Origin of the sequence: Streptomyces sp. NPDC004542, assembly GCF_040610035.1 — a bacterium.
Lineage (GTDB): Bacteria > Actinomycetota > Actinomycetes > Streptomycetales > Streptomycetaceae > Streptomyces.
The window spans coordinates 1-17,066 of sequence record NZ_JBEXLP010000078.1 but is presented as its reverse complement, the minus strand read 5'-3'; the positions used below and the strand labels follow the sequence as shown (position 1 = coordinate 17,066).

Genomic DNA, 17,066 nt, shown 5'->3' with positions numbered 1-17,066 from the left:
GCGTAGCGGCCCAGGTCGCGGGCACCCGCACTCCGACCTCGAGGAGAGGAGGTCAGGAGGAGGGAATCCATGAGCACAGCCGAGGCCGGATCCGGCCGGACGGTCACCACGCGCATCCCCGCCCGGCTCGACCGGCTGCCCTGGTCCCGCTGGCACTGGACGATCGTCATCGGTCTGGGCACCGTGTGGATCCTCGACGGCCTGGAAGTGACGGTCGTCGGCAACATCGCGAGCCGCCTGTCCGAGCCGGGCAGCGGGCTGTCGATCTCGTCCGGGCAGGTCACCGGCATCGCGGCCGCGCTGTACGTGGCGGGCGCCTGCGTCGGAGCCCTGTTCTGGGGCCGGCTGACCGACCGCTTCGGCCGCAAGAAGCTCTTCATGATCACTCTTGCGGTCTACCTCGCGGCGACCGCCCTGACCGCCGTCTCCACCGACGCCTGGTGGTTCTTCGCCTTCCGGTTCCTGACCGGCTTCGGCATCGGCGGCGAGTACGCGGCGATCAACTCCGCGATCGACGAGTTGATCCCGGCGCACTACCGCGGCCGCGTCGACCTGATGATCAACGGCAGCTTCTGGCTCGGCGCGGTCGGCGGCTCGCTGCTGTCGATCGTCGCCCTGAACACCGACCTGCTCGCCGCGAACGTCGGCTGGCGCCTGACCTTCGCGCTCGGCGCCGTCCTCGCCCTGGTGATCCTGCTCGTACGGCGGCACGTCCCGGAGAGCCCGCGCTGGCTGCTGATCCACGGCAGGGAGGACGAGGCCGAGGAGATCGTCTCCGCGATCGAGCGGCAGGTCGAGGCGGAGAAGGGCGAGCGGCTCCCGGAGCCCGAGGGCGAACTGGAGATCCACCAACGCCGCGGCGTCAGCTTCATGGAGATCGCCCGTACGGTCTTCGCCCGGTACCGCAAGCGGGCCGTGCTCGGCTTCTCCCTCTTCATCGGCCAGGCGTTCCTGTACAACGCCATCACCTTCGGCTTCGGCGCGATCCTCACCAAGTTCTTCGACGTGCCGGCCGACCACACCGGGTACTACTTCGCCGTCATCGCGATCGGCAACTTCTGCGGCCCGCTGCTGCTCGGCAGACTCTTCGACACCGTCGGGCGCCGGGTGATGATCTCCTCGACCTACCTGCTGTCGGGCCTGCTCCTGTTCGGCACGGCCTGGCTGTTCGACCGGGGCGCGCTGACCGCGGGCACCCTGACGGCGTGCTGGTGCGCGGTGCTGTTCTTCGCCTCGGCGGGCGCCTCCAGCGCCTACCTGACCGTCTCCGAGATCTTCCCGATGGAGACCCGGGCGATGTCCATCGCCTTCTTCTACGCCCTCGGCACCGCCGCCGGCGGCATCAGCGGCCCGCTGCTGTTCGCCGACCTCACCAACACCGGCAAGGTCGGCGACACCGTCCTCGCCTTCCAGATCGGCGCGGCCCTGATGTGCGCGGCCGGCCTGGTCGCCGCGTTCCTCGCGGTACGGGCGGAACGCCGCTCCCTGGAGGACGTCGCCCGCCCGCTGTCGGCCGCGGCGGGCAAGGCGAAGGCGATGGGGAAGGGCCGCGAGGGCCGCGAGGACTCCGCCGGCTCCGGCTCCGGCTCCAGGCCGGCGAAGGCCCGGGGGCGGATCGCTTAGCGGACGGGAGCGTGCGGTCGGGCTGCGCGGACGTGAGCGTGCGTCGGGCTGCGCGAGCGTGAGCGCGCGGCCGTGGACCGTACGGGCGTGGGCCCGTGGCCATGGGGACCGTACGGGCGTGGGCGCGCGGCCATGGGGACCGTACGGGCGTGGGCGCGCGGCCACGGGACCGTACGGGCGTGGGCGGCGCGGGGCCGGTGGGCACCCGGTCGCCCGCCCCCGCCTTCCGGGTTCAGCCCCGCCGGTCGGCCACCGCCCAGGAGGCCAGCGCCACGGCCCCGGCCACCCCGAACACCGACGGCCACGCCCCGACCTTCTTCGCCAGCGGATGCGACCCGGCGAACGCGGCCACGTAAGCGGCGGTCAGCGCACCCGCGGCCTTCCCCCCGGCCTGCCTGCGCCACTGCTGCGCGGCCGCCGCCCCCGCGACGGCGAGGACGGCCCCGCCGAGCTGCCGCTTCTTGGTCCAGCGGGCGACACCGTACCCACCGACGAGCCCCGTGGCGGCCACCACCGAGCTGGGAACCCTGGCCATACCTGCCTCCTTCTCTCGCGCCGAAACTAACCCCCGGGCCACCGAGCCGCCGAACCTGAGTCGAAGCTTGTCAAGTTTCCTCCCCTGAGCTATATAAGAAGACGTAGGGCATCGCACCCCAGCACCCGATGAGAGGAGTGACCCGTGATGCTCATGCGTACCGACCCGTTCCGCGACTTCGACCGCCTCGCGCAGCAGGTCTTCGGCACCACCGCACGCCCGTCCGCGATGGCGATGGACGCCTACCGGTCCGGGGACGACTTCCTGGTCCACTTCGACCTCCCCGGCATCGACCCCGAGACGATCGAGCTGGACGTCGAACGCAACGTCCTCAACGTCCGCGCCGAGCGCAAGTCCCCCGCCCCCGAGGGCGCGGAAGTCCTCGTCGCCGAGCGGCCCACGGGCACCTTCACCCGCCAGCTCTTCCTCGGCGACACCCTCGACACGGAACGCATCGACGCCTCCTACGAGGCCGGAGTCCTGACCCTGCGCATCCCGGTGGCCGAGCAGGCCAAGCCGCGCCGCATCCAGATCGCGGGCGGCGACACCGGCCGCAAGCAGATCAGCGGCTGACCGCACCAACCGACCGCACCAGGAGAGAAGCGCCCCGCGGGCCGGTCCCCCTCCGCCGGCCCGCGGGGCGAGGTCACCCAGGCAAAGGGAGCTCACACACGATGACGGCGACGACGGTGCCGACCGTGACAGTGCCCAGAGTGACACTGCCGACGCAGACGACACTGAGCGGGCCACGCACACCACACGAAACCGCCCCCGGAACCGCCCCCGAATCCGCCCCCCGCGCACGAACCGAGCGCACCGAAGGCATCACCTGGACGCACCTGATCCACAAGGTCCAGGAAGCCGGCCGCTACCCCACACCCGGGGAGGCGGAACACATCACCCGCACGGTCCTCTCCGCCCTCGGCGCCCACGTCACCGGCGACGAACGCGCAGCCCTGGCCCGCGCCCTCCCCGACGAGGCGGCGAAGACGGTGGCCGCCCAGACCCCGGCCCCGCACCCCCGGACCGCCCCCGAGTTCGTCGACTCGATCGCGGCCACCCTCGCCGGAGCGACCCCCGCAACGGCCCGCTGGCACGTCAGCTCGGTCCTCAGCGTGCTCCCGGACCTGATCGGCGACGACCTGGTCACCCGCGTCCTGGCCCGGCTCCCGCCCGGCTACGCCCTCCTCTTCGGCCGAGCGGACCTCTCCCGCACCCCGTGACCGCCCGCTGACCCGGCCCACCCCCTGACCCGCCCCGGCCGGCCGGGCCGGACCGCAGCACAAGTGGAAGATATGGGCCACACCCGGCCCCGGCCCACCCGCGCATCCTCAGCCCGAGCGTGGCCCATATCTTCCACTCACATGTCCTCCCCTCACCCACCCGAGCCGGACCGCCCCGCGAACCGGTGGCCGATGGCCGACGGCCTGGCGAATTCCTGGGGCGGCGGCGCGAAGACGAAGCGAGTCAAACGCGCTCCAACGGCCGGTGCGGCCCCTGTGGAAGCTCGACCTCGACGGCGTCACCGGGCCGCACGACCCCACCCGCCACCACGACGCTCATGACCCCGGCCTTCCGCACCAGGCTCCCGTCCTCACCCCGCCCGACGACCTGCTTCAGCAGCCCCCGCTGGAAGGTGTCGATCTGCCCACAGGGATTGCGCAATCCGGTCACCTCGACCACGGCCTCGTCCCCGATCCGCAACAGCGTGCCGGTGGGCAGCCCGAGCAGATCGATCCCCCGGGTGGTGATGTTCTCCCCGAGCTCCCCGGCCGTCACCCGGAATCCGGCATCCCCCACCTCCCCGAAGAGCTCCTCATGAATGAGGTGTACCTGCCGCAGATTCGGCTGCGTGGGATCCTGCGCGACCCGCGACCGGTGCTTCACGGTCACCCCGCAGTGCACATCACCCTCGACCCCGAGCCCGGCGAGCAGCGTGATGCTCTCCCGGTTCGGCTTGGTGAAGGAGTACTCGCCGTTGCTGCTGACAGCCGTGACCACCGCGTCCACTGGGCCCCCGTTCCCCGTTCTCCACTCCAGGATCTTCGACGAGCCTATGCTCAGAGATCACTCACCAAAAGCCGATAACCGGCATCGAAAGCCCCGCGCCCCGGCAACCCGGCGTATTGCTCGCGCCAGAGCCCGCTGCCCAGATCCACCACAAGCCGCCCCGGCCCGGGCGCGATGACGTACTCCCCGGTCCGCGCGCACCGCGAGATCAGCCGAAGTCATCTCGCGCAAAGGAGACTTGAAGCGGCGGGACACGGTGGTGGACAGTGAAGGCCAGCCACCGTGGAAGGGTGTGGCGGGGCGCCGACGGGGAGTCAGATGGCCGTACCGAGACTGCAGCGCGGGCGGCCGGATCCGAACCTCGAGCTGGCTGCCGAGGCTGAGATCGGGCGCCGCTCCGGAACTCGCCACGGTCGCCGCCACCGCGCTGGTCACCACCGCCGTGGTGCCCTTCGTCCAGGCACTCGTCTCCAAGGCCGCCGAGGACGCCTACGGTCAAGCCAGGAGCCTCGTCCGCCGGATGCTCCGCCAGAACGGTCAGCCGGCTTCGACTGCCGAGCCGGCCCAGCCGGTCGGCGAGCCCGTCGGGGAACCCACCGACGAGGAGGAACCCGGCCTCCTCATCGCCGACGACACGGAGGCGGGGATCACCCTCTTCATGTGGTCGAACGCGTCGGACGAGGCACTGCGAGCCCTCTCGTCCCTCGACATGGACGAGCTGATCACCCGCAGACCGGACCAGGGCAGAGTGCGCCTTGTCTGGCATCCCACGTCCGGCAGATGGCGCATCCGCGGGGAATGACAGGGGACCCTTCCCCTACCGGTCAAGCGAGCCGGACACGCCCCCTACGGCCTTTCAGTCGTGCGGTGCGACGCGGATACGGTTCCCGTCGGGATCGGCGGCGAGGAAGGTCAGCCCGAATCCCGCATCATGAGGCTCGCGCAGGATCGTGAGCCCTTTGGACTTCCACTGCTCAAAGGTCGCGTTGAGCTCGTCGGGTCCACCGTCGATGGCCAGGCACACCTCACCGGTGCGCGGGACGTCCGGTGACAGATCCTCGAACTGGCCGGACCACAGACCGAGGTCAGCGCCTGGCCCGAGGTCGAAGGTGATGTATCCCGGAGTCTCGAACGAGGGGCGCATGCCGAGGAGGTCGCCGTAGAAACGAGCCGCGGTGGGAGCGTCGTTCACATAGACGATGGACACGACGGATGTGGTCATGGTTGTTCCTTCTCGCAGGTGGTTGGTACGCATCCACCAGCCTGACCGCGATATGCGCCGCATCGTGTCGCAGTTCCTGAAAAAATTGGCGGGTGACCCCAGACCGCTTCTTCACCCTGATGCTGCTCCTCACATCGAGGGATGCCGTGACCACACAGGGACTCGCCTCAGCGCTCGGGGTGTCCCTTCGAACCATCACCCGGGATCTGAACTGGCTCCGCGACGCCGGTCTGCCGGTGACCGCACACCGGGGCCGCCTCGGAGGCGTGACCATGCTGCCCGGATCCGGACCCGACCTCACGCGACTCACACCGGACGAGCGTGATCATCTGTCGCTCACCGGGCTGGACGAGAAGCAACGTGCGGAGCTCAACGCATCGGCCGAAAGCCGGCGCGCGCTCTCCAAGATCGCCGCTACACAGCCACGCCGCGTTCATGAACTCCTGCCGCTCACCGACGTAGTGCACGTGGACAGCCGTCCCTGGCGTCAGGCCCGAGTTTCCGGCACGACTCCGGCTTCGCTGATCGGCGCAGTGCGGCGAGGTCGCCGGCTACGGATCGAGTACGACAGCCCACGCGAGTCATGCCCACGCGACCTGGTCGTGGATCCCTACGGGCTGTTCGCCAAGGCCGGCATCTGGTATCTCGTCGCCGACTGTGCCCGAGTGCCACGGATGTACCGACTCGAACGGATCACCACGTGGAAGGAAGTCGACCAGCCACGCCGGATCCGCGAGAGCCAGACCCTGGCCACCGTCGCTGCAGCGCTCGTTGCTCAGTGGGAAGCCAACCACGCGATCGAGGTCAGCGCCACCATCGACCAGACCCAGATCGAGCGAGCGCAACGGATCTTCGGCCTACGACTCGTCCGGGACGACCATGAGGAATCCGCCACCGGCCACAAGGTGACGATCCGCTTCCTGCATCTGGAGGACGTGCGAGCACTACTGCCGTTCGGGAGCGCCATCACTGTGCACGGCCCCACCGAAGCCAGGGCTCACCTCCGCGACCTCGCCACCCACCTTGCCCACCACTATGCGCCGGCACCAACGTCCTGACCCGCAACACCTGGGCTTTGGCCATGCTGCTGGTACACGGCGGGGAAGCCGTAGCCGATGCTCCCGAACCGCGCACGGGGGGAGTGCCGCTCGTTCCCGATGGATTCGTCTGGCCGAACTGCCGGGAGTGTGGCGGGTCCCTGCAGTTCCTCGCCCATCTGCCCTTTGATCGCGGAGCGATCGCGGTCTTCTTTTGCCAGAACGACCCGGGCATGTGCGACGACTGGGACGCCACCGCCGGCGCCAACCGCGCCTTCGTGTTCAAAGGTCAGCTATCGGCGGCCACCGTCCCCGCCGAGGGCGTGACGTTGCTCGGTGCGGTGACCGCCCTGCGGCCCCACCCAGCCGACACCCCGACCGCGGAGCCGGTTCTGGGACGGCTGGGTGGCGAACCCGCTTGGATTCAAGGTGACGAGACTCCCGGCTGCCCCTCCTGCGCCGTCCGTATGACCTTCACCGCCGAATTCGAAGAGGGATGTGACGTCGCCACCTCAGCCAACTTCGGCGGAGGTGGCCGCGGCTACGTGTTTCACTGCCGCCCCTGCGGCGAGGCCGCCTTCCTCTGGCAGCGATGACGACCGCCTGCAAGCTCATGTGCGGAGCCAGAGCCGGATCGCTGCGACAGCGACGGTGCCGTGGAAGAGGGCCCTCGGGATCCTTGCCGAGCTTGCGCAGGGCCGTGGCATCCACCTCCGTCGTGGGGGACGATCCGTACGCCAGAGCCTGCCGTCACGCCGTGGCGGGGGACAGGAACGTGCCGGAACTTGCCAGACGGCGACGACTCAGGAGGGCGCGGCTCCCTCGCGAGGCGGTTCGGAGACCGTCCGGTTCAACCCCTGGCCGCTGCGCTGTTCGGGGTGATGCTCTCCAACGCCCCTATGAAGGACCGCCAGGCCTGATCCCGTACAGGCAGGACGGGCCCGTTCGGCCGCTTGGAGTCCCGAACGAGGGTGCCATCGGCGACCCGGGCACACTCGACGCACTCAGTTCCGCTGCCGCCACTGTAGGACGACTTGAACCACTGGTGCGTCGGGAGCACGGTCATGAGATCTCCTTGCTTGTACGGTCCACCAGTTCGGCCGAGGACTCGAGATCGAGTGCCTGCGCGCTGAGGTATTCGAACGCCAACCTATAACGCTCCAACTCGGCTTGCTTCTCCATGAACAGGCCACCGCCGAGAAGGTCCATGTACACCACGTCCAGCTCTGGAGCTGGCCCGCGAAGAACCGTGAAGCTGCCGACCGCCGCCGAGTGCGCCCCGGTTGAGAACGGGAGCACCTGGACAGTGACGTGAGGAAGTTGCGAGACGCTGAGCAGATGCCGGAGCTGTTCCCGCATGACGTCGCCTCCACCGACCCGGCGCCGCAGCACCGCTTCGTCGATCACGCACCAGACGCGTGGTGGCTCCTCCCTCTGTAGTAGTTCCTGCCGCTTCATGCGGATGTCGACCATGTGCTGAACTTCGCGTTCGCTGCAATGAACTTCGGACGCACGGTGGACGGCTTCCGCATAAGGGCGTGTCTGGAGGAGCCCGGGCACGTACACGCAGGCGTAGTGGTCCTCACGCACCACCTCGTCCTCGAGCGTGAGCATGAGGTTCATGGACTCGGGGATGGGATCTGCGAGCGACCGCCACCAGCCCTGGATCTTGGCACCCTTCGCCAGCTCCACCAGGGCGAGGCGTTCCTCGTCCGAAGCGCCGTACTCACGGCAAAGTGCATCAACCGCAGGCCACTTGACCGCGCCCTCTTTCGTCTCGTAGCGGCTGAGAGTCGCCTTGGAAATACCGACTCGTGCTCCTGCCTCCTCGAGGGTCAAACCCTTGAGTTCGCGAAGACGGCGCAGGTCGGCGCCTAGCTGGCGGCGGCGAGTCGTGGGGCCGACTGGCATGTGATGAGCCTTCCTTGTCGAACGGTCAGATCGTGATGGCTACCGCCGCGGAGAGCAAGACGGTGTGCGCCGGGGGCGCGCAACCGTCGCCTGCACACCGATCAACGTGAGATGAGAGTTCCATTTTGAGAGTCTCGATGCGACTCTTTGTGTGCAGTCGAGTACAGGATGCGACTGCCCGTTTCTGTAGGAGGAGCTGAGTCGTGGACTGCGTCACGTGTATGCCGAGGAAGCCATGGGACCTCCCGTTTCTGGCGGATCCTTGTGAGGTGTCAGCTCTGAGGCGGCTTCTCCGGCTCCAGCTGGGAGTGTGGGAGCTGAGGGAACTGATCGACCCCGCCCAACTTTGCGTCAGCGAGCTCGTCTCGAACGTCGTCACCCATGTCGGACCGGAAACCCCGACCACCCTTGCCGTCTCGATGAAGGGCGTATACCTGCGCCTCGAAGTCCACGACCCCGACACCCGAGCCCTGCCGACGCTGGTTCAGGCGGGCCAGGACGCGGAGGCCGGCCGCGGGATGGCCCTGGTCGACGCCACGGCCGACCGCTGGGGTGTCGAACTGCGTGCTGACCGCAAGGTGACGTGGTGCGAGTTGGACACAGGGCTGCCATCGGCCTGCCTCCACACAGTGCACCCTCAGATGGACGGGGTCGAACAACTCATCAGTAGCTACCGAGCGAGGAGGGCTCTGAACGTGGCCGGTGGGGGATCGGAGATCCTGGCGGCGACCATGGCGGAGGAAGCGGCGATCGACATCATCGCCGACCTCCTCCGCTGGATGCAGGCCCACGGCCGCGACGCGGACGACATCCTTGACCGCGCCCAGACGCATTTCGAGGCGGAAGCGGACAGGTTCACCCGCTGGTGATCGCGGCGGAGTACGACCACACATCAGCGGGGAGCTCGTGCTCCAGATCCCACGTGATCGCCATCGGCTTGCTGCCGGTGTGCTCTACGTAGGTGGCCGGGCCGAGAAGCATCCATGGTTCGGCCTTGCTGATGCTGTTGTTCTTGTAGCGGCGGAGGAAGAGCAGAACGTGGCTGCCCCGTTCGGCGTGCTGCTGGTAGCGCTGGCCTATCGGGGAACTCTCCGGCGTATCCCTCTGCGACTCCCAGTGGAACCGGGTGGGGCTGACTGCGTAGTCCTTGTAGCGAACGTTGGGCGAGAAGTCTCGCGCGTTCTTCTCCAAAGTGACGAGAAGAGCGTCTGTCTGGATCTCCTCGGACCAGACCACTCCCTGAGCGAACGTTCCAGGCAGCTGCCCGCCCAGTCTCGCCACCCCAAGGGCTGCGAGGACCTCTGAGCGGTTGTATGAGCTGTGGATTTTCAAGGGAAGGTGGGCGAGCGGCCCTTTCAGAGGGATGGGGAAGTGGTCGGTGCGGTCGAGTACGTAGGACAGCACCTGCTGCAATTCGTCGCGGACGAGTTGCTGGGCGCGCAGGGACTCGAGGCCTTCTCGGTAGCTGGAGAAGCCGCCCGCTGTGTCCCACAGGTTGAAGAAGAGCATGCGGGCGTACGCCTGCTCGGTCGGGGAGAGCGAGTCGTAGTCGGGGGCGTCGTCCGCGAGGAGGCGTAGATACGTCCGGGCTCGCTCGGGGTCGTCCACGTGGAGGAAGGCATGGACGCGCTTGAGAAGCTCCTCCTCGCCAGGGAGCGGGGCCTCCTTGATGACGGAGGCCTTGCGTAGGACCTTCGTCCAGGAGTTACTGCTCCGGTAGAGCTCGTTTATCTCCCGCCTGCTCTCCCGCAGATAGGAAGCGAGCTCGAGCGTGCTGTAGTCCCTCACCTCCTTCGCGAGTGTGTTGATGGTGGCGTTGAGCTGCGTACGAATATTCTTGAGTACGAGTTCCTTGGACTTGTCCTCAAGGATGATGTGGCAGCCGGAGGGAAGTTGAGGGAAGTCGCGTTCGATACTCTCGACCAAGCGGTTGCGTGAGAGGTTCGTCAGAGCGCGGAACTGCTCCTCGAAGCGGAATTCCGCCCGATGCTGACCGATGAAGTCGAGCACCGTCAAGACAGGTTTATTCGGGGTGCGGCGCAGACCACGGCCCAGCTGTTGAAGGAAGACGGTCGCGCTGTTCGTCGGGCGCAGGAGCAACAGCGTGTCCACTTCAGGGACGTCAAGCCCTTCGTTGAACAGGTCAACGGAGAAGATCACTTGGATCTTGCCGGTCTTCAGGTCGTTCAGCGTACGCTCGCGCTCTTGGGGACTTGACTCGCTGTCGAGTGCGGCGGCTTTCAGCCCTGCTCCGTTGAAGCAGCCGGTCATGAAGTGGGCGTGCTTCTTGGTCACACAGAAACCCAAAGCTCGCATAGTGGACGGGTCGGAGATTTTCTCCTTCACCTGCTTGACCACGATGAGCGCTCGTGCATCGCTGGCGGTGTAAAGGTTGCCGAGTTCGTCCCGATCGTAGGAACCTGCACGCCAGTTGAGCTGTGAAAGATCGGTGCCGTCCGGAACGCCGAAGTAATGGAAGGGGCACAGCAGTTCGTTCTCGAGGGCTTCCCACAGCCGCATCTCTGCGGCGATACGACCCTCGAAGAACTCGTCCTGCACGCAGTAGCCGTCCATCCTCTCCGGTGTCGCGGTGAGGCCTAGCAACTCAGTCGGCTTGAAGTGCTTGAGGATACGGCGATACGTGTTGGCGGTGGCGTGGTGGAACTCATCGATGACGATGACGTCGAAATGGCTGGGGCCCAACTGCTCCAGACGCTGGAGGTTCAGCGACTGCACACTTGCGAATAGGTGTGTCCACTCGCGAGGTTCCTCTCCGTTGTAGAGCAGTTCACCGAAGGAACCATCGGCAAGCACCTCACGATAGGTGCGCAGCGCCTGCTTCAGGATCTCCTTCCGGTGCGCAACGAAGAGCAGCCGGGGCAGGCCCCCGCCGCGTTGATCGCGCAGGTGGCGATAGTCCAGGGCCGCCATGACGGTCTTGCCGGTACCGGTTGCCGCCACCAGAAGGTTTTCGTGGTGGCCTCGGATCTCGCGTTCGACGCGGAGACGTTCCAGCATGTCCTTCTGGTGCGGGAAAGGGCGTACCTCCAGGCCGGATAGGTTGATCTTGATCTCATCTGTCTTGCCCTTGCCGCCCGCTTGGGCCAGCGCTTCGGTGAGCTGTTCCCCGTCCTGGTCGGGGTCGTACAGCTCGAACGCCGGATCATCCCAGTACGAGTCAAAGGTCGCCTCGAACTTCTCGAGGACCTTGGGAGTGGCGACCGACGACAGTCGTACGTTCCACTCCAGCCCATCGAGCAGGGCGGCCTTCGACAGATTCGAGCTGCCCACATAGGCGGTGTCGAAGCCGGTGTTACGCCGGAACAACCATGCTTTGGCGTGCAGTCGGGTCGACCGAATCTCGTAGTTGACCTTGACTTGGGCGCCGAACTCCCGCACCAGGCGATCCAGCGCGAATCGCTCGGTGGCGCCGATGTAGGTGGTGGTGATGACCCGGATGGGGACACGTCGCTGCTTCGCCGCTCGCAACGCGTTGTCGAGCAGCCGTATGCCGTGCCACTTCACGAAAGCACAAAGCAGGTCGATGCGATCGGCAGTGGCGAGCTCTGCACGCAACTCGGTACTGAGATTGAGGTCGTCCGGCGCGTTGGTGATCAGGGCGGTTTCGGAGAGGGGTGTCAGGGGCCGAATCCCATAGACACCAGGCGCTTCTTGTTCGGCGAGAGCATGCAGTTGCCTGGGGCCTTCGACGATCGTGTGAGCCGAATCGTCGTCTTCCGGATCGGGTGCCGTGGAGGCCAGCGACTGCATGATCTGGTTGGCGGCGGCCACCTGCCTGTCGTGCGGCAGCCGGCTCAAACGGCGCCCCACTGCCTCGCCGATGTACCGGGCCAGCACATGAGGGGTGGACTCCGCGCTGACCTCGTCGTCGATCGCCTTCCAGCCCACGGCTTCGAGGTCCTTCAGGCGACCTTGCAGGCGCTCGGTGATGAGTTGTTCGTAAATGCCTGCGCTCGGCTGTGCCAGATCCCCCGACTCCGTCACGACTCTCCTCTGATCCTTCGTGAGTGATCACACACGATCACTCATGCCGATGAGGATCTGTTGTAACAGTAGCCACCGACATCCGAAGATTCCGCAGCGAAAGGTGATCAATTTCGGACAGTCGATGGTGTGGAACGCCTACCCTCATTGCTCACGTATGTCCACGTGCCGACCAGAGCCTCTCGTCACATCCCGTGACACCCCTCGTACCCCCGCCCCGACCCGCACCAGCAGGCCACCCCCCGCTGCGGCGGCCACACCACCGCCCGTCCCCGGGCCGCCAGCGTCGTCGCGTACTGCGGGAGCAGCGTCACGTCCGCCGGGGACGAGCCCTCCGAGGCGGCGAAGGCCTCGTAGGAGGGGACCGTGCCCGTCACGATGCCCAGGTTGGGTGTGCCCGAGGAGGCGAGTTCCCTGAGCGACGACTCTATGGTCGCGAGGTGCTCCTCGTGGGAGGGGTACTCCGCCGCGAGCTCCGGGTACGCGGTGACCAGTTCCGAGAGTTCCCCCGCGGGCCAGTGCAGGACGGCGACCGGGAAGGGGCGGGACAGGGCCTCGCGGTAGGTGCCGAGTTCGGCTCGCAGGCGGGAGATCTCGGCTTCCAGTTCGGCGGGGTTGTCCGAGCCGAGGGACCAGACGCGTTTGGGGTCGTGGAGTTCGTCCAGCGACACCGGCGAGGAGTGGAGGGTGTCGGCCAGGGCGTCCCAGTCGTCGTGGGGGAGGCCGAGCATGCGGCGGACGCGGTGGCGGCCGTAGAGGACGGGGTGGGTGGCGTAGGGGGGCTCCGCGGTGTCCGCCAGGAGGAGCGTCGCGGCCTCCGTGAACGTGTCGTGCGCCGCCTCCAGCTCGTCGTGGGACTCGAGGGCCTCCGCCACGATGACCCAGGGGGCGGGATCCCGCGGAGCGGCCGCGCGGACGCCGTCGATGATCGCGCGGGCCTCGGCCTCGTGGTCGTACTCCCAGAGGTTGGAGGCCTTCAGGGCGCGTACCAGGTGGGGGTTGTCCAGATCGGCCGAAGAGCCGTCGGGGGAGGACAGCAGGCGGTCGTAGAGCGCGGTCGCGGCGGGACGGTCGCCGGAGAGCTCCAGGTGGGCCGCGGCCTGGAGGAGCAGGGCCTCGGCGTCCTCCGGGTACAGGCCGGCGGTCCGCTCCAGGCGTGCCGCTTCGGCGGTGTGGTCGGCGTTCTCGGCAGGCGTGTCGGGGCGCATGGGGGACACCGTAGCGCCGACCGGTGACAAGGGGAGTGGCGAATTCCCAACCAAGGCCCCAGGCAGGGGCCAGGCGAGGCCGTGCAAGGCCCGTGGTCACCGGTCGCGGTGCCCCCGGCGCGGTCAGCCGAGGGACGGTGGCGCCGCCGTCGTCCGCCGCCTCAGATCGTCACCCCGTCCACCTGCAGCGTCTGCACCGCCTGCGCCGCGAACGGCACGCTCACCGTCTTGCCGGAGAGGTGGAGGTCCGAGTGGGAGGCGTAGAGGTCGCCGCCGCCCGCCGTGACCGTGTTCCAGCGGGGGACCAGGCCGCCGGAGCCGCCCGTGACGGTGGTGAAGCGGGAGAGGTCGAAGGTCAGGGTCTGGGCCGAGGTGGAGGTGTTCAGAGCCACGATGACCAGTCGTTCCGCCGACGCGTCGTAGGCCGCCACCGCGTTGCTCGCGCCCGTGTCCAGGATCTTCATCCCCGGGCGGATGTGACGGCTGAACTGTGCCATCACGTAGTACTTCGTCTGGATCGTCGTCGGCTGCAGGGTGTTCTGGTCGTACGCGATCATCGCCCAGCCCGTCGACGGGTCCATCACCTGCCAGTAGACCCAGGCCGTCGGGTGCAGCCAGCGGAAGTCGTAGAGGAGGTTGAAGGCCATCGTGTAGCCGGTGCCGTCCTTGTCACCGGTCTCGGAGTTCCACAGGGCCTTGCCGGCGGTCGTCACCACGTCCGTGTAGAGCAGGTCCCGGCGGCCGCCCGAGCCCTGGTAGCCGTGGACGTTGACGCGGTCGACGTAGCCCTTCGTGGTGGAGCTGAAGGAGTTCCACGTGGTGCGCGCCAGGTCGTAACTGGTCTCGTCGGACGCGGAGATCTTCGTACCCGTCAGGCCGCGCTTGTCCAACTCGCTTCGCAGGTAGGGCAGTACGGCCGACTGGACGGTGGCGTCCAGGTGGCAGCCCTCCTGGGTGCCGGACGCCGTCCACCAGCTGGAGCTGGGCTCGTTGAAGGCCTCGACCGTCGCGAAGTCCACGCCCCAGTTGTTCTTGGCGTAGAGGGCCACGGCCGCCAGGTGGGATGCGTGCTGGCGGTAGTTCCAGGACTGGAGGTTGTTGCCGCCGTCGGAGGCGCCGGACGGGTTGTGGTTCAGGCACATCCACCACATCGGGGAGTTCGCGAAGAGCTCGCTGGTCGCGCCGCGGGCCGTGGCCTTCACCAGCATCGCGCGCTGGGTGGCGTCCGCGGTCCACTTCCAGGCGGAGGAGGCGGGGTCCTCGTTGTTCCAGTCCTGCCAGTAGCCCTCGATCTGCTTGAAGGAGGGGATGTTGGCGGAGGTGACCATGCTCTCGCCGTTCACGCTGTTCCAGCTGCACCCGCCGAGGTTGTAGCGGGCGATGTTCAGGCCCAGGCCGGGGAGTGAAGTGCCGTTGTACGTGGTCGACTTGGTGGTGAAGAAGAGGTCGGCGAAGTCGTCCCGGGCACCGAAGACGTTCGCCCACCAGGCCAGGGAGGTGCCCCAGCCCTCCCACGTGCCGTACGTGGCCGACGGGTTGACGGCGATCGTGGCGTCGGCGCGCGCGGTGCCCGTGGCGAGTGCGCTGCCCAGGAGGCCGCCTCCCGCGGCGGCCAGGAGTGTTCTGCGTCGGATCATGGCTTGGGTCGTCTGCCTCTCCGTGCGGCTCTGACGCCGGTCGTCCGGTCGTTGCCGACCGGGCCGGTGTCGACTCGTCCCCCCGCATGCCAAGGGGAAGCATCGGGGGTGGCCCGTGGGGTTGTCGAGGGCTGGGACGGCCCTTTCTAAAACGGGTTGAGGAAGTGGTCGCGCGGGGGTCCGCGGCCGTGAACCCTGCTGGTTGCTCTGGTGAGTTGGAGGCGTGCGGCTTATCGTGCGGGCGGTCCCGGTCGAGAGGGCGCGTGAGGCGGCGCGTGAGGTTGCGCGTCAGGCGGCCTGTGAGGAGGCGTACTGCGTATGCGGGCTTCCGCCGTTCGAGCCGCACCCCTCGTGCAGCACAGCACCCGGCGCAGACGTGCCCGGCGACGGCGGGTCCTGTGGACCGGGGGCGAGGTCCTGGTCACCGTCGGGGTCGTGCTCCTGCTTCTCGTCGTCCATCAGCTGTGGTGGACCAACCGGGAGGCCCGGCGGGGGGCCGAACGGAAGGTCGAGGAGCTGGAGCGGGAGTGGGCGGCCGGGGGCGGTGGTGCGGGCGGTGATGTGGACGGGGGCGGTGCGCGGTCCTCCCGTACCGGTACGCCGTCCCCGTCCCCGTCCCCGTCGCCGTCGTCCCGGGCGGGCGGCGGGGACACCGCACGGCAGCGGTCGTACGCCGCCACCGGCGCCGGCCCGGCGCGGCCCCGCGGCTCCCAGGCGTACGCCGTCCTCACCATCCCGCGCCTCGGGCTGCGCGTCCCGGTCGCCGAGGGCGTGAGCAAGCCGGACGTCCTCGACCGGGGGTACGTGGGTCACTACCCCGGCACCCAACAGCCGGGGCAGGCCGGGAACTTCGCGGTTGCCGGGCACCGGAACACGCACGGGGAGCCGTTCCGGTACCTGCCGCGGCTGCGGCGCGCGGACCCGGTGCGGGTCGAGACGCGGTCGGCGACCTACACGTACGCGGTCGACAAGATCCTCCCGCAGACCTCGGCGCGGGACTCCGGGGTCATCCGGCCCGTGCCGCGGTCGGTCGTCAGGCCGGCGTACGGGTACGGCGAGCCGGGGTACTACATCACGCTGACGACCTGCACCCCCGAGTTCACCTCGCGGTTCCGGATGGTGGTGTGGGGGAAGCTGGTGTCGATGCGGCCGCGTGCGTAGAACGCCGAACGCCGAACGCCGACGTTCTTTACCACCGCTTGGGTTGCTCGATACCTCCCGCATACCCCCTCTCCCTAGTGTCGTGGGAGTTGGCATGTGCACAGGGTGAAGTACGGGGGACGGCCGCATGTCTGACCTGAAGAAGGAAGCCGCGTCGATGCACAAGGCGGCCACCGGGCTGCGGACGGTGGGACATCACACGGCGAAGCCGCTGGCGGACTTCAAGGAGCAGCAGCACGACCTGAAGGCGCTGGGGGCGCTGGGGTCGTTGCTGGGTGCGAAGGACGAGATAGAGAAGGGCATGACCACCCTGTCCAAGCTGACCGGGCAACTGGAGGAGGAGTGGGAGGCGGAGGCGAAGCTGATCGGTGAGGTGTCTGACGCCTTCGATCTGCTCGACGTGCTGCTGGCCGCCCAGGCCCGGGCGAAGAAGGGCTGAGGCGCCGCAGTCATGGTGGATCTCAACCCGCTGCACTACATCGACAAGTTCAACCACATGTTCGGCGATTCGGTCGCCAGTGGGCTGGAGTTCCTGGGGATCTCGGATCCGGCGGTGGATCCGGACGGGGTCCGGGAGATCGCGAAGAAGTGGCGGCATCTGGCGAAGGGGCTTCAGGACGCGGCCGGCGCCCATGACCGGGCGTTGTCGGGGGTGGTGTGGGAGGGGAAGGCGGCCCGGGCCTTCCACAAGCGGTCCAGGGCGGCCCGTAAGTCGGC

Annotated in this window: 17 protein-coding genes and 1 pseudogene; 10 read left to right on the top strand and 8 right to left on the bottom strand. The window is 68.0% G+C overall.

The features are described 5' to 3' along the window. Nucleotides 1–69: 69 nt before the first annotated feature. A complete protein-coding gene (locus tag ABZX30_RS30005) occupies nucleotides 70–1,623 on the top strand; it encodes an MFS transporter (RefSeq protein WP_355938903.1) in 1,554 nt (517 codons plus the stop codon). 232 nt (nucleotides 1,624–1,855) lie between these two features. On the opposite strand, the gene ABZX30_RS30000 is transcribed toward ABZX30_RS30005, so the two are convergent. Then, nucleotides 1,856–2,158: a hypothetical protein gene (locus tag ABZX30_RS30000; RefSeq protein ID WP_355938900.1), complete on the bottom strand. Its 303-nt coding sequence runs from the start codon at nucleotides 2,156–2,158 to the stop codon at nucleotides 1,856–1,858. Between the two features lie 147 nt (nucleotides 2,159–2,305). Between ABZX30_RS30000 and ABZX30_RS29995 the strand changes: the two genes are divergently transcribed. Then, nucleotides 2,306–2,731: an Hsp20/alpha crystallin family protein gene (locus tag ABZX30_RS29995; RefSeq protein WP_355938897.1), complete on the top strand. Its 426-nt coding sequence runs from the start codon at nucleotides 2,306–2,308 to the stop codon at nucleotides 2,729–2,731. A 140-nt stretch (nucleotides 2,732–2,871) separates the two neighbouring features. Then, entirely contained in the window at nucleotides 2,872–3,381 is a 510-nt protein-coding gene (locus tag ABZX30_RS29990) for a DUF2267 domain-containing protein (protein ID WP_355938894.1), read from the top strand. A gap of 244 nt (nucleotides 3,382–3,625) precedes the next feature. Here the strand turns inward: ABZX30_RS29990 and ABZX30_RS29985 are convergent, their stop codons facing one another. Beyond that, nucleotides 3,626–4,168, bottom strand: coding sequence for an MOSC domain-containing protein (locus ABZX30_RS29985; RefSeq protein ID WP_355938891.1), 543 nt, complete (start codon nucleotides 4,166–4,168; stop codon nucleotides 3,626–3,628). Nucleotides 4,169–4,406: 238 nt separating this feature from the next. On the opposite strand from ABZX30_RS29985, the gene ABZX30_RS29980 reads away from it, so the two are divergent. Beyond that, entirely contained in the window at nucleotides 4,407–4,970 is a 564-nt protein-coding gene (locus ABZX30_RS29980) for a hypothetical protein (RefSeq protein WP_355938888.1), read from the top strand. Nucleotides 4,971–5,024: 54 nt separating this feature from the next. Here ABZX30_RS29980 and ABZX30_RS29975 read toward each other — a convergent pair whose 3' ends face one another. Beyond that, nucleotides 5,025–5,390 (bottom strand): VOC family protein, encoded by a 366-nt coding sequence (locus ABZX30_RS29975; protein WP_355938885.1) that lies wholly within the window; start codon nucleotides 5,388–5,390, stop codon nucleotides 5,025–5,027. A 92-nt stretch (nucleotides 5,391–5,482) separates the two neighbouring features. Here ABZX30_RS29975 and ABZX30_RS29970 point away from each other — a divergent pair, with 92 nt between their 5' ends. Both ABZX30_RS29970 and ABZX30_RS29965 read left to right on the top strand, forming a co-directional pair. Continuing rightward, nucleotides 5,483–6,448: a WYL domain-containing protein gene (locus ABZX30_RS29970; protein WP_355938882.1), complete on the top strand. Its 966-nt coding sequence runs from the start codon at nucleotides 5,483–5,485 to the stop codon at nucleotides 6,446–6,448. A gap of 23 nt (nucleotides 6,449–6,471) precedes the next feature. Continuing rightward, the gene (locus ABZX30_RS29965) at nucleotides 6,472–7,023 is read left to right on the top strand and encodes a hypothetical protein (protein ID WP_355938879.1); all 552 of its coding nucleotides are present in this window, start codon (nucleotides 6,472–6,474) and stop codon (nucleotides 7,021–7,023) included. Nucleotides 7,024–7,277: 254 nt separating this feature from the next. On the opposite strand, the gene ABZX30_RS29960 is transcribed toward ABZX30_RS29965, so the two are convergent. Together ABZX30_RS29960 and ABZX30_RS29955 are read right to left on the bottom strand one after the other, a co-directional pair. Beyond that, nucleotides 7,278–7,493, bottom strand: coding sequence for a DUF397 domain-containing protein (locus ABZX30_RS29960; RefSeq protein WP_355938876.1), 216 nt, complete (start codon nucleotides 7,491–7,493; stop codon nucleotides 7,278–7,280). Next, nucleotides 7,490–8,338, bottom strand: a complete 849-nt coding sequence (locus ABZX30_RS29955; RefSeq protein ID WP_355938873.1) for a helix-turn-helix transcriptional regulator — start codon at nucleotides 8,336–8,338, stop codon at nucleotides 7,490–7,492. The genes ABZX30_RS29960 and ABZX30_RS29955 overlap by 4 nt, the downstream gene beginning before the upstream one ends. A 203-nt stretch (nucleotides 8,339–8,541) precedes the next feature. Between ABZX30_RS29955 and ABZX30_RS29950 the strand changes: the two genes are divergently transcribed. Continuing rightward, a complete protein-coding gene (locus ABZX30_RS29950; RefSeq protein ID WP_355938870.1) occupies nucleotides 8,542–9,207 on the top strand; it encodes an ATP-binding protein in 666 nt (221 codons plus the stop codon). On the opposite strand, the gene ABZX30_RS29945 is transcribed toward ABZX30_RS29950, so the two are convergent. The 3 genes from ABZX30_RS29945 to ABZX30_RS29935 form a co-directional block, all read right to left on the bottom strand. Next, nucleotides 9,194–12,343 carry a DUF3427 domain-containing protein gene (locus tag ABZX30_RS29945; protein ID WP_355938867.1) on the bottom strand — a complete coding sequence of 1,050 codons (3,150 nt, stop codon included), beginning with the start codon at nucleotides 12,341–12,343 and terminating at the stop codon, nucleotides 9,194–9,196. The two genes, ABZX30_RS29950 and ABZX30_RS29945, sit on opposite strands and share 14 nt — an antisense overlap. 185 nt (nucleotides 12,344–12,528) lie before the next feature. Further along, the gene (locus ABZX30_RS29940) at nucleotides 12,529–13,551 is read right to left on the bottom strand and encodes an SEC-C domain-containing protein (protein ID WP_355938866.1); all 1,023 of its coding nucleotides are present in this window, start codon (nucleotides 13,549–13,551) and stop codon (nucleotides 12,529–12,531) included. 161 nt (nucleotides 13,552–13,712) lie between these two features. Further along, nucleotides 13,713–15,188 carry a beta-1,6-galactanase gene (locus ABZX30_RS29935; RefSeq protein ID WP_355938864.1) on the bottom strand — a complete coding sequence of 492 codons (1,476 nt, stop codon included), beginning with the start codon at nucleotides 15,186–15,188 and terminating at the stop codon, nucleotides 13,713–13,715. A gap of 318 nt (nucleotides 15,189–15,506) precedes the next feature. On the opposite strand from ABZX30_RS29935, the gene ABZX30_RS29930 reads away from it, so the two are divergent. The 3 genes and pseudogenes from ABZX30_RS29930 to ABZX30_RS29920 form a co-directional block, all read left to right on the top strand. Further along, nucleotides 15,507–16,349 (top strand): class E sortase, encoded by an 843-nt coding sequence (locus tag ABZX30_RS29930; protein ID WP_355938862.1) that lies wholly within the window; start codon nucleotides 15,507–15,509, stop codon nucleotides 16,347–16,349. Nucleotides 16,350–16,476: 127 nt separating this feature from the next. Next, the gene (locus ABZX30_RS29925; protein WP_355938860.1) at nucleotides 16,477–16,788 is read left to right on the top strand and encodes a hypothetical protein; all 312 of its coding nucleotides are present in this window, start codon (nucleotides 16,477–16,479) and stop codon (nucleotides 16,786–16,788) included. A 12-nt stretch (nucleotides 16,789–16,800) separates the two neighbouring features. Further along, a pseudogene (locus tag ABZX30_RS29920) lies at nucleotides 16,801–17,066 on the top strand (hypothetical protein); the annotation flags it as partial.

What these genes read in the sequence shown, in the direction of transcription:
- ABZX30_RS30005 (WP_355938903.1), top strand. Translation starts at nt 70, where the DNA reads ATGAGCACAGCCGAGGCCGGATCCGGCCGGACGGTCACCACGCGCATC.
- ABZX30_RS30000 (WP_355938900.1), bottom strand. Translation starts at nt 2,158, where the DNA reads ATGGCCAGGGTTCCCAGCTCGGTGGTGGCCGCCACGGGGCTCGTCGGT.
- ABZX30_RS29995 (WP_355938897.1), top strand. Translation starts at nt 2,306, where the DNA reads ATGCTCATGCGTACCGACCCGTTCCGCGACTTCGACCGCCTCGCGCAG.
- ABZX30_RS29975 (WP_355938885.1), bottom strand. Translation starts at nt 5,390, where the DNA reads ATGACCACATCCGTCGTGTCCATCGTCTATGTGAACGACGCTCCCACC.
- ABZX30_RS29965 (WP_355938879.1), top strand. Translation starts at nt 6,472, where the DNA reads ATGCTGCTGGTACACGGCGGGGAAGCCGTAGCCGATGCTCCCGAACCG.
- ABZX30_RS29960 (WP_355938876.1), bottom strand. Translation starts at nt 7,493, where the DNA reads ATGACCGTGCTCCCGACGCACCAGTGGTTCAAGTCGTCCTACAGTGGC.
- ABZX30_RS29955 (WP_355938873.1), bottom strand. Translation starts at nt 8,338, where the DNA reads ATGCCAGTCGGCCCCACGACTCGCCGCCGCCAGCTAGGCGCCGACCTG.
- ABZX30_RS29940 (WP_355938866.1), bottom strand. Translation starts at nt 13,551, where the DNA reads ATGCGCCCCGACACGCCTGCCGAGAACGCCGACCACACCGCCGAAGCG.
- ABZX30_RS29935 (WP_355938864.1), bottom strand. Translation starts at nt 15,188, where the DNA reads ATGATCCGACGCAGAACACTCCTGGCCGCCGCGGGAGGCGGCCTCCTG.
- ABZX30_RS29930 (WP_355938862.1), top strand. Translation starts at nt 15,507, where the DNA reads ATGCGGGCTTCCGCCGTTCGAGCCGCACCCCTCGTGCAGCACAGCACC.
- ABZX30_RS29925 (WP_355938860.1), top strand. Translation starts at nt 16,477, where the DNA reads ATGTCTGACCTGAAGAAGGAAGCCGCGTCGATGCACAAGGCGGCCACC.